Origin of the sequence: Shewanella sp. M16 (assembly GCF_018224605.1) — a bacterium.
GTDB lineage: Bacteria > Pseudomonadota > Gammaproteobacteria > Enterobacterales > Shewanellaceae > Shewanella > Shewanella oncorhynchi.
This window is the reverse complement of record NZ_JAGTUL010000002.1, coordinates 256,167-269,755: the sequence shown is the minus strand read 5'-3', so window position 1 is coordinate 269,755 and position 13,589 is coordinate 256,167. Positions and strand designations below refer to the sequence as shown.

12 protein-coding genes and 1 pseudogene are annotated in these 13,589 nt (G+C 45.5%); 7 read left to right on the top strand and 6 right to left on the bottom strand.

Annotated elements, in window-relative coordinates; genetic code table 11:
* Positions 1–444: pseudogene (locus KFE26_RS02530) on the top strand (IS5-like element ISSod6 family transposase); the annotation flags it as partial.
* 218 nt (positions 445–662) lie between these two features.
* On the top strand, positions 663–2,054 hold the full coding sequence (locus KFE26_RS02525) for a tetratricopeptide repeat protein (RefSeq protein ID WP_212599563.1): 1,392 nt from the start codon (positions 663–665) through the stop codon (positions 2,052–2,054).
* Positions 2,055–2,127: 73 nt separating this feature from the next.
* On the opposite strand, the gene KFE26_RS02520 is transcribed toward KFE26_RS02525, so the two are convergent.
* Positions 2,128–3,039: a bile acid:sodium symporter family protein gene (locus KFE26_RS02520; RefSeq protein WP_212599562.1), complete on the bottom strand. Its 912-nt coding sequence runs from the start codon at positions 3,037–3,039 to the stop codon at positions 2,128–2,130.
* A gap of 380 nt (positions 3,040–3,419) precedes the next feature.
* On the opposite strand from KFE26_RS02520, the gene KFE26_RS02515 reads away from it, so the two are divergent.
* From KFE26_RS02515 to KFE26_RS02505, 3 genes are all read left to right on the top strand, one after another.
* Positions 3,420–4,757, top strand: coding sequence for a coproporphyrinogen III oxidase family protein (locus tag KFE26_RS02515; RefSeq protein ID WP_105250563.1), 1,338 nt, complete (start codon positions 3,420–3,422; stop codon positions 4,755–4,757).
* A 132-nt stretch (positions 4,758–4,889) separates the two neighbouring features.
* The gene (locus tag KFE26_RS02510; protein ID WP_011787794.1) at positions 4,890–5,123 is read left to right on the top strand and encodes a hypothetical protein; all 234 of its coding nucleotides are present in this window, start codon (positions 4,890–4,892) and stop codon (positions 5,121–5,123) included.
* Positions 5,124–5,170: 47 nt separating this feature from the next.
* Positions 5,171–6,112, top strand: a complete 942-nt coding sequence (locus KFE26_RS02505; RefSeq protein WP_212599561.1) for a DUF4424 domain-containing protein — start codon at positions 5,171–5,173, stop codon at positions 6,110–6,112.
* Between the two features lie 53 nt (positions 6,113–6,165).
* Here KFE26_RS02505 and KFE26_RS02500 read toward each other — a convergent pair whose 3' ends face one another.
* A complete protein-coding gene (locus KFE26_RS02500) occupies positions 6,166–8,166 on the bottom strand; it encodes a ligand-gated channel protein (protein ID WP_212599560.1) in 2,001 nt (666 codons plus the stop codon).
* 125 nt (positions 8,167–8,291) lie between these two features.
* On the opposite strand from KFE26_RS02500, the gene KFE26_RS02495 reads away from it, so the two are divergent.
* Positions 8,292–9,248 carry a LysR family transcriptional regulator gene (locus KFE26_RS02495; protein ID WP_249195567.1) on the top strand — a complete coding sequence of 319 codons (957 nt, stop codon included), beginning with the start codon at positions 8,292–8,294 and terminating at the stop codon, positions 9,246–9,248.
* An 11-nt stretch (positions 9,249–9,259) separates the two neighbouring features.
* Here KFE26_RS02495 and KFE26_RS02490 read toward each other — a convergent pair whose 3' ends face one another.
* From KFE26_RS02490 to KFE26_RS02480, 3 genes are all read right to left on the bottom strand, one after another.
* Complete coding sequence (locus KFE26_RS02490) at positions 9,260–10,045, bottom strand: hypothetical protein (protein ID WP_212599559.1); 786 nt, start codon at positions 10,043–10,045, stop codon at positions 9,260–9,262.
* Positions 10,046–10,345: 300 nt separating this feature from the next.
* Entirely contained in the window at positions 10,346–11,284 is a 939-nt protein-coding gene (locus tag KFE26_RS02485; protein ID WP_212599558.1) for a LysR family transcriptional regulator, read from the bottom strand.
* Positions 11,285–11,312: 28 nt separating this feature from the next.
* Positions 11,313–12,170, bottom strand: coding sequence for a DMT family transporter (locus KFE26_RS02480; RefSeq protein WP_173248142.1), 858 nt, complete (start codon positions 12,168–12,170; stop codon positions 11,313–11,315).
* Between the two features lie 193 nt (positions 12,171–12,363).
* Between KFE26_RS02480 and trmL the strand changes: the two genes are divergently transcribed.
* A complete protein-coding gene (gene trmL / locus KFE26_RS02475; protein ID WP_006079682.1) occupies positions 12,364–12,828 on the top strand; it encodes a tRNA (uridine(34)/cytosine(34)/5-carboxymethylaminomethyluridine(34)-2'-O)-methyltransferase TrmL in 465 nt (154 codons plus the stop codon).
* Between the two features lie 29 nt (positions 12,829–12,857).
* On the opposite strand, the gene KFE26_RS02470 is transcribed toward trmL, so the two are convergent.
* Positions 12,858–13,409 carry a hypothetical protein gene (locus KFE26_RS02470; protein ID WP_212599557.1) on the bottom strand — a complete coding sequence of 184 codons (552 nt, stop codon included), beginning with the start codon at positions 13,407–13,409 and terminating at the stop codon, positions 12,858–12,860.
* Positions 13,410–13,589 lie beyond the last annotated feature (180 nt).

Sequence of the window (13,589 nt, the reverse complement as noted above, 5' to 3'; positions counted from 1 at the left end):
GCGACGCTAAGTAATGAGAGTATTGGTAAAAGTCGAGGCGGTAATTCAACCAAAATTCACTTAGCCGTCGACAGCGGAGGATTACCGATTTATTTCGAATTATCAGAAGGCCAAAAACACGATATTACACACGCCCCCAGCTTAATTGAACACCTGAAGCAGGTTGATACCGTCATTGCAGATAAAGGTTATGACAGCGATGCTTTTCGTGAACTTATCGCCAATAACGGCGGGAAATCTGTTATTCCAAGGCGCCGCTATAAGAATACACCTCAAGAAAGAGTCGATTGGTGCTTATATCGGTATCGACATTTAGTGGAGAATGCTTTTGGAAGAATAAAACACTATCGAGCAATATCAACAAGGTATGACAAGCTAGCAAGAAATTACGCCAGTATGGTGTCACTGGCGTTTATGTTAATGTGGCTGCCGATGTATTGCTGAACAACATTTGCACAGCAAAGATCAACAGACCCTAGGTAATAAGAAAAATAGTAGGTAGATCCCTTCAAGCTGGCGATGCCAAACATTAGTCACTGCAGTGCTACCGCTGCAAACACAGTGGTAAACCACAAGGCTTGCTTATAGCATAACAAGCCTCTACGTTAAACAACTTCACTAGCACTACCGCTTACAAGTACCCGCTTAACGACAAGGATGTTATGAAGATATTCACTATTGCTACTCTCCTATTACTGTTGACCGTAAGCTTTGCAGCAACCGCAGAAAAGTCCGCGCTGGAACAGGTATTTGAGCAACAACAATACGACGCTTTCTTGCAACAAGCACAGCAGCAAGCAGCAGAGAACAATGCTGAGGCGTTATTCTTACTGGGTAAAGCCTACCATCTCGGCCGTGGCGTCACGCAAGACAATGCCACCGCCAGCCAATACTATGAACAAGCCAGAGCCTTAGGTTCGGCCCGTGCCAGCCATAATCTAGGCAGCATGGCGCTGGATAATGATCGAAAAACGCAGGCCATCCCCTTGTTAGAAGAAGCGCTGGCGCGGGGTCTTAAACTACCGACCATATATAGCCTAGGACGAGCACACAGTCCGGCAGATCCCAGCTCAAGGTTCTATCTAGCGAAAGCAATCACTGCGGCGCAGCAAGCGGGGAGTTACTTTGGGCAAGCCTTTGAACTCCAGCCCGATAACCTCTATCTGGATAATGCCTCACGCGAGTATCTGCGTGCTTATTTAATGGCGATGCAAAGTGTCGGCAACGAAAGAGAAAGCCTCGACATCCCGCAGTTACGCCAGCAAGCCATAAAGTGGCTGGAATTGGGTATGGCAGCAGATGATGGTACGGCGTGGACAAACTACGGCGCTCTGCTGTTAAATGAAAATGACTACAGCGGCGCGAAAGCCGCATTTTTACAAGGTGCTAAGCGTCAAGTTGCCATAGCTAACTATCATTTAGGCAGTATGGAAGAGCGCGGTTTGGGCGCAGAAGCCGATAAAGTGCAAGCACTGGCATACTACGAGAAAGCAGCGTTAGCGGGCATGGAACAAGCTAAAACGCCCGCATATAATCTGCTTAAGGCACAACTGAAATATGAAGACGACCTCACTAAATTGGAACAGGGCATTGCCCGCTTTAATGCACTAAAACAGCAAGATCAGTATGTTCCCATCTCACTGGACTCAGTTATTCATCGGCTAGCGTGGGGTAAGTTTCTGGCACAGCAGCGACAACGGATTATTTCGCTGCCAACAGCGGCCAAAACCCAATTAAGCTTGCAGGCCTGTGGTTTAGGCTACAACCAACTGCATGGCAGTACATACAATATTGGAGAAAACTCACACTGGCGTATGGCGGCGTATCTAACCTTAGCTGACAAAATCGCCTTGCCACTAGAAGGCAGAGTCGATGAACATGGCTGCGCCAGTTTAACGATTACCATGACAGATCAGCTGTATCACTTGTTACAACAAGGTGCCGTATTCGGATTACGCTTTCCCAACTACACCCTGCCACTGGCATTAAGCCAGCAAGAAAATATCTTGCAGCTAACACTCATGCCTGTCGAGACCCCATTACCGGTTAACTAGTCACAGCAATTTAAGCCTGTGGCCGCGCTTGCTCAGGTTACAGGCATTGTCTATTTTCGACAGCAACATCTTATTAATCTTGCGATTCCCTCGCCCAATATCCCGCCAACATGGCGCCAGACAAATTATGCCATATCGAGAATATCGCGCTGGGAATGGCTGAAATGGGGCTAAAGAATTTAATACATAAAGCAGTGGCGAGACCGGAGTTTTGTAGGCCAACTTCGATGGAGATAGTTTTACAGACTGTGTGGTTAAAGCCTAATAAACGGCAACAGAAATAGCCTAAGGCGAGACCAAGACCATTATGTAAGAACACGGCCAGCAGAATAATGGGGCCAACTTTATCAAACTGATTGGCATTTAACGCCACGATAATCGTAATCGCCATCACAATTGCCAAGATAGAAATCAGTGGCAATGCAGGAGCGACTTTAGCCACCAGCGATTTAAAAAAATGATTGATAATCACGCCAACGCTGACAGGGATCAGCACAATTTTCACTAAACTCAGCAGCATATCGGCGAAGGGTATATCGATCATTTCCCCAATCAACAGCTTAATAATCAGTGGTGTTAACACCACGCCCGCTAAGGTTGACAGTGCCGTCATGGTTATCGATAAAGCCACGTCGCCTTTCGCTAAATAACAGACCACGTTTGAGGCGGTGCCGCCTGCAACACTGCCCACTAACACCATGCCTATGGTGAGTTCCCTATCTAATCCTAATAACAGGCTGATCAATAATGCGCTGAGCGGCATGACCGAAAATTGCAGCACGAGTCCTGTGAGTACAGCACGTTTCTGTTTGAAGGCATTAGCAAAATCCTGAAGATCTAAAGTGAGCCCCATAGATAGCATGATGATTACCAACAGCGGCACTATGGCGGATTTAAGCTCAGTAAACCAACTCGGCATCAGATAAGCTGTCATTGCGCCTATCACTGCCAACAGCGGGAAGAAGCGGTTTACGTTTGCCAACATAGTAGGCCCTTTACATCAAGAGGTTATTTTTATCGTTCGGATGATGACAGCCGTCCCTTGGATAGACAAGCGCTAATCCGCCAGCAACAAAATGCCTAGAATGGTGATTTTCAATCTCAGTATTTCGACTGACGCGGTAAGCTAACCCCGCAAATCTACAATAAATTCCGCTAAAAAATGCATGATAAAAATGCATTCTCAATCGCTAAAACATGATCTGCTTAACAAAAAGCCCGTGATTTCCTTGTTAGGAAACCGTAACTTATAACCAGTTCACGTTTTAACAATTACATACGAGGTAGTCTTATTGCGCTAGGTGGTCGTGAATTACCTAAAGCAATTTCGGTGTTTACGGTTAGCACTCTCAGATAGGAATCGTTATGTCATCAGTTATTCAAACGCTCAGCGGCGCTATCGCAACGCCTTATCAAGCGAATATTACCGTCCCTAACTGGATGCTCGGCTCGATGGAACGGGTCATGCAGTACTATGTCGATAAGAATCTTCGCCTCGATACGCTTTCCGCAGAAATGATGCCAGCACCGGTTGAAGGCAAAAAATATATGCTATACGCACATATTCCCTTCTGCCATACCCTGTGCTCTTACTGTACCTTCCACCGTTTTATGTTTAAGGAAGACAAGGCGCGTGCCTACTTCATCTCATTACGTAAAGAGATGGAAATGGTCAAGGCCCTCGGCTATGACTTTGAATCTATGTACATTGGTGGTGGTACCACCACGGTATTAGAAGACGAATTAGCCCGTACCATAGAACACGCTAAAACCCTATTTCCTAGCATTAAAGAAGTCTCCTGCGAGTCCGATCCGCAGCATTTAGACAGCCCAGGCTTTAAACAGCTCAAAGGCTTAGTGGATCGCATGTCTATCGGCGTGCAAAGCTTTAATGACGATATTTTAAAAATGACCGACCGACTCGATAAATTCGGCACGGGTCAGCAAACCTTCGACAAGATCATGGGTGCCAAAGAGTTGTTCCCTATTATCAACGTCGACCTGATTTTTGGTTTCCGCGGCCAAACCGATGAAGTGATCCAACACGATCTCGACATGGCATCGCGCTTAGACCCAAGACAAATTACCACCTATCCGCTGATGATCACTCATCAAACCCGTAAAAGTGTTAAAGGCAAATTAGCGGCGCCGCAAGCGGATATGGCAAACCAATATCGCCAAATATTAAACAGTCTTAATGGTCAATATAATCAATTGTCTGCATGGGCATTTGGTAAAACCGATGACGAAGGATTTGACGAATACGTTATTGATTACGACGAATACTTAGGGGTAGGTTCGGGCTCATTTAGCTTCTTAAATGACACGCTTTATGTGAACACTTTCTCGCTACGTAAGTACCAAGAACGCATCGCAGCGGGTCAAATGGGTGTCGAGCAACAAAAGAACTACAGCAAAAAAGACGTGATGCAATATCGCTTTTTGCTGGGCATGTTCTCCGGCCGTTTATCGCGTAAATATTTCCGCGAAACCTTTGGCGTCAATTTAGATACCGCCTTATTTAAAGAAATGACGTCAATGAAACTCATTGGTGCCATCAAAAACGACCCAACAGATCCCGACAATCTGATCGTCACCGACAACGGCAAGATGATGGGTCTATTGATGATGAAAGAGTTTTACTCAGGCATGGATAACGTGCGCGCCCAGTTGCGTAAACCGCTCAAACCCTGTGATATGTAACACTTATTGATGATTGTTGATTCATAAAGACTAAACAGGCCCTTCGAGGGCCTTTTTGTTAACTCGGTTTAAAGGTAATCTTGCCCAGTACTATTAATTGAGCACAATCCCAACAATAAAGGAGTATTCGTTATGGGTTTTAATGAACAAGAAAAACAAGCCTTATTAGCACTCAAAGGCGTTGGCCCGACAGTAATTAAACGCTTCGAAGAAATTGGCATCAGCTCGCTACAACAACTCGCCCAACACGAAGTGGATGATATTGCTAACTTAGTCGCCAGCATGCTGCGCACTACTTGCTGGAAAAATAGCCCACAAGCGCGAAATGCGATAAGTGCGGCCATCGACCTCGCCCGCGCGCAATAATCGTTCCCCATTGATACTTAAAGCATCCAACTAGAGTTAAGAAGTACATGTCAGCACACTTAGCCATACCCCTTTTTGCTATAGTTTTACTCGTCTACGGAGAAACTGCCTCTGCCAACGATAGCAGTTTTGGCGATGCTAATGACTCTATTACCTTGAAATATCAGCCTAATATCAGTATGGATAAAGAGTCCCTCTTCATCAGCGAGACCGAAGTCAGGGTCGATTATGTGTTTACCAACACCAGTTCGCAGGATCTTATCGTCCCCATAGCCTTTCCCATGCCACCGATGTTTTTTGGCTCAGCCGATCACAGCAGCATTGATAACTTCACCCTTAAAGTGAATGGCAAAACCCAGCCAACTCAGCACAGGCTTGTTGCCCAACTTGCCGATAAAACCGATATTTCAACCGAGCTGAAACAGCTTCGCTGGGGTGTAGATGAAGTCGCTTACTTTGCCGAATATGCCGAAGTCCCCAAGGGTAAACCCGCACTCCCCAAGCAATGGTTGGATGAGAACCAACAAATCGCCTTTACCCTAAGTGATTACTTTGTGTGGGAACAAACCTTTCCCGCAGGCCAATCTGTCGCAATCAGCCATAGCTACACGCCAAGCCTCTCAACAGGTATCCCCGATACTGCCAGTAGTATTATTGAAACTTACACTGAACTGGCCTGTTTAGATGAAAGCGCCAAGCAAGGCATTAGGAAGCGCAACCTTATCGTTAAACAAGACGGTGAAGATCAGGAGATTGGCGTCGAATGGAGCCATCTTAGCTATATTTTGGTCACAGCTAATAACTGGCAAGGGTCAATTAAGGACTTCAAACTCACCCTAAAAAAATCCCAGCCCACAGATCTCATTAGCTTGTGTTTTGATGGCGAGCTTAAAAAAACTGACCCACTCACCTTTGAATTCCAACAAAAACAGTTCACGCCAAAGCAAGATCTCAGCGTCCTGTTTATTCGTAAACCGAATTTTGAATAATCAAAAAAGAAGCCAACTAAGTGCTGGCTTCTTTATAACTCGCTATTTTTAATTTAAAAACTATAAGTCATACCTAACCAGTAACGTCGGCCATCTTCGATATAACCGTATTCCTCTTGGGTAATTTCCTTATCGAAGGCGTTATAAATGCCCGCACTAAATTTCAAGCTATCGTTCAACTGATAGTTAGCCCCCAAATCCAGCAGAGTATAAGAAGGGGCGATTAAACTGCTCGATGAAGGTCCTGTCGTCGGTTGGCTCTCTTCGCCACGGTAGTTCACCCTTAACCAAGTGCTTAAATTATCAATAGGCTCGTAGTTGAAAGACGCTTGGATCAAATGCTTAGGCAATTGATTCAATGGGCTACCTTTATAAACACCTGTCTTTTGCTCCGAATCCGTATAGGTATAGTTACCCGTCAAACTCAAGTTTGAGCGAATGCGATAGTCGAAACTCAGTTCAATCCCTTGGGTCACAGCTTCGTCGACGTTCACATAAGTCGTCGGATTAGAACCAAATTGATTTGGACCATCGGTACATTGAGTCGCAGGACAGGCTACGCGGGTGATCTTGTCATTAAACTCGTTATAGAACACTCCCGCGCTGGCGGTAATGCTCTCGGTCAGATCAGAATACAAACCTAACTCGTAGTTAACTGAAGTTTCAGGTTGTAAATCTGGATTACCGTACATGTTGCCACCGCGGCTGACTTGTCCCCAATCGGGCACTGTCTGGCGTAAACTCGGCGCCCTAAACCCTGTTGATACACCGCCCTTTAAGGTGGTGCTGTCGGTTAATCCCCACACGCCATAAACACGCGGACTGACATGATTACCAAAGTTTTCATCATCATCTAAACGCAGCCCCATGGTCAGAGCAAAGCTATCGACAATGCGCCATTCATCCTCGGAAAACACCGACCATTGTTTGCGACTAATATCAGTTAAGTCACTCACTTGGTTACCTGTTTCGTCGGTGAGATCTTGATGGTTGAATGCTGCGCCAAAGGTCGCTGTATGACTTTGGCCTAACGTAGTGATAAGGCTAGATTGCGCATCCGTGTTAGTGATTTTCATCTTACGGGATTTATTATCAAACACTTCATGCTTGATATAACTATCCGAAGTACCAAAGTCCCAACGACCTGTATGTGAAAGGGAGAAAGTGCTGTTTTCATATTCTGTCGTTGAAGATTCAGGGCAACCGCGACGACCACAGGCTTCGCCCGGTGCTAACGGTGTGACTGTTTTACCTAAACTGCTGTCGAGTTCTTGGTTAGATGTGCCAACTTCAAACATGATATCGTGATTTTCATTGGGTGTGAGCGCAAATCTCGCGGTCAAGTTAGTCGCATCGCGACCTCGGTAACCACCATAGATTTGATCTTCTTCACGCTGGGTATATTGACCATAAAGTTGCATCCCTAGCAGATCTTTGATCAAACCACCGTTGACGAAAAAGTTGCCTTGATACACATTTCCCGAGTCAGACTTTTCCTGCAAAGTGCTGTCGAGTCGCACCTCACCCTGCCACTCGTTTGGCACTTTGCGAGTGATAATGTTAATTACCCCACCGATGGCATCCGAACCATAAAGTGATGACATAGGCCCGCGAACAATTTCAATTCTATCGATGGCCGCCAATGGTGGCGTCCAAGCGCCTTCAACGCCTGGGCCGTCACTGTTGGTCCGTGTCTCGCGCGAGGATTGGCGTTTACCATCCACTAAAATTAACGTGTATTGACTACCCATGCCCCGCAGACTGATATCCTGACGGTCTGCACCGCCCGTAATCACTACGCCGGGCACTTCTAACATGGCATCGGTTAAGTCGCGGTAGAAGCGGTTATCCAGATCCTCACGGGTGATCACGCTGATAGAAGCTGGCGCATCACGAATTTGCTGTTCAAATCCCGATGCAGTCACCACGATTCTTTCCATCATCTTTTCTTTATCTGACGCGGTATCCGCAAGGGCATTTGTTACTGGTACTGTGGGCAACAAACATAAAGCGGTGATCACTTGAGCGAGGTACTTCTTACGACTTAACAACATAACCGACAAGTCTCCATTAGAGCAAAGATTGTAAATGAGAACAATTTTCAATACGGCAATGTATCTCTATGTTACAATCAGCTCAAGTTAGACTTTAGGTATTCACTTGTAAGAGTTACTTAAAAATGAATAAAAACATGATCAAAGGGATGATCGTTTTTGCGACAATCGCAGAAAAGGGCTCAATGAGTGCCGCAGCGCAGCAATTAAATCTCAGCTCGTCGGCGGTAAGTCAGCAAGTGACCAAGCTCGAAATGGACATGGGGATCAGCCTGTTCCACCGCAATACCCGCAACCTCACGCTCACCGAAGCGGGCAGTTTGTTCTATGAGAATTGCCGCAAGGTCATAGCGATAGTCGAAAGCACAGAGCAGAAACTTAATAACTTGAAAGGTATTCCATCAGGGGAATTAAAGATTGCCGCGCCTATAGGATTCGGCGGCGGCCTGTTAAGCGAACCTTTTCATTACCTGTTGGCAGCACATCCACAGATAAGTTTGAATTTACTGCTGCAAGATGGCCCGATAGATATAGTCAACGACGGTATCGATCTGGCGATTTGCATCGGCCCCTTATCGGATTCCAACCTAATTGCCCGCCATTTAGCCGATTGGCGTATGTTACTGTGCGCCTCACCTAATTATCTGCCAATGCATAAAAACCTTAGCCACCCAACGGAGTTAACTGCATTAAATCGGATCTATCACACTTATGCTAAAGGCGATATCTTAACCCACGCCTTCAGCCAAGAGTGTTTTGAACTGACAAGCCAGCGAATTAGCGTCAACAATATGCAGGCGTTAATTCAACTCACACTCGATGGTCTAGGATTTGCCGCCCTGCCCGAACCTGAAGTACACAAATACCTCGAAAGCGGCCAACTGGTCACCCTATTACCTGAATGGTCACTCAATACCTACAGTGTTTATAGCGTAACGTCGGCGCGGGATAAGCAGCCCGCAAAAGTGAAAGAAGCACTCAATGCACTTAGCCAATACTTTAGTCAGGCAGATTTTACAGATAATTATCATAATCGTGCTCCTGCACTCAGCAATATGCTATTCGATATGAATTTAAATTGATAAAAATTAATTTACAATTCTTTATTAAGCATGTTAGCTAGAGCTTGTAAATTAATAGGTGTCACTTTTATAATACCTTTCCCTGGAGCGTCTATTTCAGCAATCATCAAGAATGATAATGAAATCATTGCAGGTAAGATAAATAACAAACCTAACTTCCCTTTAACTTTCCTTGCATTGTAACCAATCAATATATTGCAATTAATTGCAATAACCACCAATAAAATCCAAGCTGCTAATGGAATTTGATGACGCCATCCAGCAAAGGTTTTCTGTTGAGCTAGTACAATTTCGTTAATACTGGCAATCACTAATGAGGTCACAGGAGTCTGTTTCTGGGTAGTTTCATGCACCGCTGTTTCCCATAATACTTTCTGCAAATCCAACACTTTCATCCTAATAAAATTAATGCCTTCAGGCGATTGTGCATCATAAATATTAATTCGTTGCTGTAAATATTCTCGTAGTGTGGCCTTCATTAAATCACGGCTCGATTCAGTCAATAAATCTGCTCGCATAAAACCAGTACGAATAACAAAAGCCTCATACTCTTCCGCTGCCTGCCGACTATTGAAGCCACTTATTGACATCGATAACGTAAAACCAATAATTAAACCAAGAAGAGATAAAGTAGCTCCTAGTATTACTCTAAAATCTTCATCGCCCTCATTATTACTAACGCCCTTCCTACCGATAACTTTTTTCCCAATCCAAGCGGACAGAAATAGCACTATAAATGAACCTAAAAACAATCCAATTGAATATAAAGTTAAACCAAAAAATTGAATATCAAGCAAAGTTTCAACCTATTTAATCATAATAAAACTTAAACCTATGTAATAAAAAAAGAGAACCATCTCTTCTAAATAAATTATAGGCCTTCGAAAATTACCTTCGAGAAGTTTAGCCCCGAGGTCCCTAGCTATAAATTTAACCAACTCGCAAAGGTGGTGCTCTGGCATTATATTTACTTATCTATTATTTACAGTAGTCAAAATCCAATTAAGATATTTCCTACAAAAAAACAAGATGCCACTGGGACGATGAACTTAAATCAATCATTAAAAACAGGGAGGGAAACGATACAAGATATTAATTTATAATGATAAATTATTATCTCGCACTTGACTAATAATCAACTCTCGCAGCCATTTATGGCTCAAGTCGTGTTCGAAGTGTTTGTGCCACATCAATAAATACGCACCGGGGATCAGCTTGATGGGTGATGGTAAAGACTGAAGCTCAAAAGACTTCATCACAGCCAAGGCATAGCGCGAAGGTGCACAGAGGATCAAATCGCTCTGTTCACACAGGGTGAGAGCACTCTGAAAGTCGGTCATATTCACGGCAATATCCCGCTGACGGCCCTCGAGTTGCAACACATCATCCAGCAACCAATGCTCTAAACCGCCAAAGGCCACTTGCAGATGGCGATAACTCAAGAAGGTATCTAAATTCCATTCTTGTGTTAACGCCGGATGATCACGACGCATCAAACACACTGGATAATCCTGCACTAACTCAACATGGCATAAGTCATCGGGAATATTATTCACATGCATGGGCGAGCGCTCGTCCCACTCGCGGCAACCTATGGCTAAGTCGATGTCGCAGCGCAGTAATCTGTCCATGGTATCGAGTCGCCACGTTTGGCAATTGAGACTCACACCGGGCGCTTGAGTGAGCAACATGGGCATAAAATGGGGAAAGGTCAGTGAATAGGTGGTTTCGACCAAATGCATTCTAAACTGTCGTTGGCTCAAGGCGGGTTCGAAGGTGTCCGGCCGAGTAAATTGCGCCAATTGCTGTAAGCATTGGCGTAACTCAGGCGCGAGTGACAAAGCCTTGGGTGTCGGTTTTAGGCCGTAGGCGGTACGCTCAAATAAAGGATCATCAAACACTTCTCTCAGACGTGTGAGCTGTTTACTCACCGCCGACTGGCTCAAATGCAACCGCGCAGCAGCGGCGGTCACGCTTTGCTCCTCAAGTAAGATTTCGAGTACGGGCAGTAAATTCAGATCCAAACGTTTTAGCATCTATGCCTCATTCACCCCAAAATAATGACTAGGGTTGCACTTTTTTAAATGGATTTAACCTTAAATTCTGCGGCAACTTCATCAATAACAGTGACAATAAAATCACAGCTATTCCCATCCATTGGCGCATATCTAAAGTTTCCCCCACAATCATGACCCCTAATGATACGGCAACCACAGGGTTGACTAAAGCGACCATGCCCATGATTTCTGGTCCTAAGTTTCGCATAGACCACAGCCAAGCCCAATAGGCAACGGCGGTGTTGGCAATCACTAACCATATCAGTGAAGGTACAAGCGTCATACTCGGTAGCTGCGGTGGCCCTGCCATAAACCAAGCCAGTGGGATCAACATCAAACCGCCTAATAATAGCTGCCACGCGGTCAGCACTAAAAAGTCACCCACATCCCACTTTTGCATCCAGCGAGAAGAAAAGGCAATTAACGTCGTGGCGCTCAACATGCACAACACGCCGATAGGATCGAGATCCGCCGAAGGGTTAAGCAGTAAAATCACCCCACCAAGACCCATTAAGCCTAATAATAACCACTTCATTCCTGGGCGTTTTTTATCAATGAGCCAAGCCAGTATTAAGAAGATGAGCGGCAGAGTGGCCCCTAAGGTTCCCGCCACCGCGCCCGGCAAACGATACGCGCCGATAAATAGCAAAGTGAAGAAGGCACCGATATTACAAAAAGCCAGCAAACCAAGCTTTGACCAAACCAAAGTTGGCAAACGAGGACGCAGCATCAGCATTAATATCCCCGCAGGCAAGGCACGCCACACGGCTACCCAGTAGGGCGACATGTCATGTAAGTAGAGACTCACTAACGCATAGGTCGTCCCCCAAAATACAGGAGCAAGTAATGCAATAATAAAAGGCATAATGACTTCTTAAAAAGTATCTTGATATTGAGATATATTACTTTGAGATAATAAAACAGGCAAGCCTTGAGCTAACAATTCCACCGATTACAACCTCTATTGCATGAACTTAGCCAAATCCACCCACAACAGACACTGCGCTTGGGCGCCGTTTGCCGTATAATCGGCCGTCATTTTCTACAGGCGGGCCAGTATGTTCCATATCGCACTCTATGAGCCAGAAATCGCACCTAACACAGGTAATATCATTCGCCTTTGCGCAAACAATGGCTGCCAGCTGCATTTGATTGAGCCATTAGGTTTTGATCTAGAAGAGAAAAAGCTACGCCGCGCGGGTTTGGACTATGCCGACTTAACCAATGTGACTCGCCATAAAGACTTCGATGCTTTCCTCGAAGCCATGGCTGGCAAGCGCATTATGGCCTGCACCACTAAGGGTAGTCGCCCGCATACTGAGCTGAGTTTTGCCAAAGACGATGTGCTGCTATTCGGCCCAGAAACCCGAGGTTTACCGATGGCGATTATCGAATCCATCCCCACTGAGCAGAGACTACGCATCCCCATGGCGGCCACCAGCCGTAGCTTGAATCTGTCTAATGCGGTGGCAATTATCAGCTATGAAGCATGGCGCCAACTGGATTTTGCTGGCGCACTTTAAGCGCTATCGAAGGTAAATCGGATTGGCGACTATGGAGATGGCGCGACTGGCGTCATCTCTATCCCGCGAAAAAGCTGATAGCGATCAACATCATCGTCTAAATATTGAATATTCTGCGTCCATTGCCATGCGTTAGCTTGAGCACCCGCCCCCTTTGCCTCGAACAGTAATTGAATTAACGCAGACCGAGCAGTCACCACGCCCTCACCCAGCAAAGAATAATCGCCATTTTGACGATATAAGCTAAAGACTTGCTGCTTCTCTTGGGACACGCCATCGTAATAGGTCAACAACACTTGCTCGCCCTGCTCCCTAAACCACCAGGTTTCACTATAGGGCGCACGCGTGCCAACACTCACAGACAATAACAGCTGCCGCTTATCATGGGAGCAAAATCCGGTGACTGTGACTTTTCGTGGCACTTCCCCCACTTTGGCGGCATCGCCCACCCATTGACCGGTAAACTGAGGGCAAAACTCACTAAAACTTACCCTAGCCGCGTGTGCAGCCAGAGGAATAGCAGCACTCAGTGCAATTGCCACTCCCCATAATAGTCTTAATCGGTTGATTTTATTCTGCATCTACCTAGTCCTCAGCCGAAATCTCACCCTAGATTAGCCTGTAATTCTGCCATCAACAAATCACAATTAGCCGACAACTATTCACAGATGCTTACACAAAGCGTCCCGCTATGAGTTATCACTCAGTTTGCTTTCATGCTCGGTTTCTATACTCTCGAATCTGCACCACAAATAAAATCA

Coding starts and splice junctions, on each gene's coding strand:
- KFE26_RS02525 (WP_212599563.1), top strand. CDS start 663: ATGAAGATATTCACTATTGCTACTCTCCTATTACTGTTGACCGTAAGC.
- KFE26_RS02520 (WP_212599562.1), bottom strand. CDS start 3,039: ATGTTGGCAAACGTAAACCGCTTCTTCCCGCTGTTGGCAGTGATAGGC.
- KFE26_RS02515 (WP_105250563.1), top strand. CDS start 3,420: ATGTCATCAGTTATTCAAACGCTCAGCGGCGCTATCGCAACGCCTTAT.
- KFE26_RS02510 (WP_011787794.1), top strand. CDS start 4,890: ATGGGTTTTAATGAACAAGAAAAACAAGCCTTATTAGCACTCAAAGGC.
- KFE26_RS02505 (WP_212599561.1), top strand. CDS start 5,171: ATGTCAGCACACTTAGCCATACCCCTTTTTGCTATAGTTTTACTCGTC.
- KFE26_RS02500 (WP_212599560.1), bottom strand. CDS start 8,166: ATGTTGTTAAGTCGTAAGAAGTACCTCGCTCAAGTGATCACCGCTTTA.
- KFE26_RS02495 (WP_249195567.1), top strand. CDS start 8,292: ATGAATAAAAACATGATCAAAGGGATGATCGTTTTTGCGACAATCGCA.
- KFE26_RS02485 (WP_212599558.1), bottom strand. CDS start 11,284: ATGCTAAAACGTTTGGATCTGAATTTACTGCCCGTACTCGAAATCTTA.
- KFE26_RS02480 (WP_173248142.1), bottom strand. CDS start 12,170: ATGCCTTTTATTATTGCATTACTTGCTCCTGTATTTTGGGGGACGACC.
- trmL (WP_006079682.1), top strand. CDS start 12,364: ATGTTCCATATCGCACTCTATGAGCCAGAAATCGCACCTAACACAGGT.
- KFE26_RS02470 (WP_212599557.1), bottom strand. CDS start 13,409: ATGCAGAATAAAATCAACCGATTAAGACTATTATGGGGAGTGGCAATT.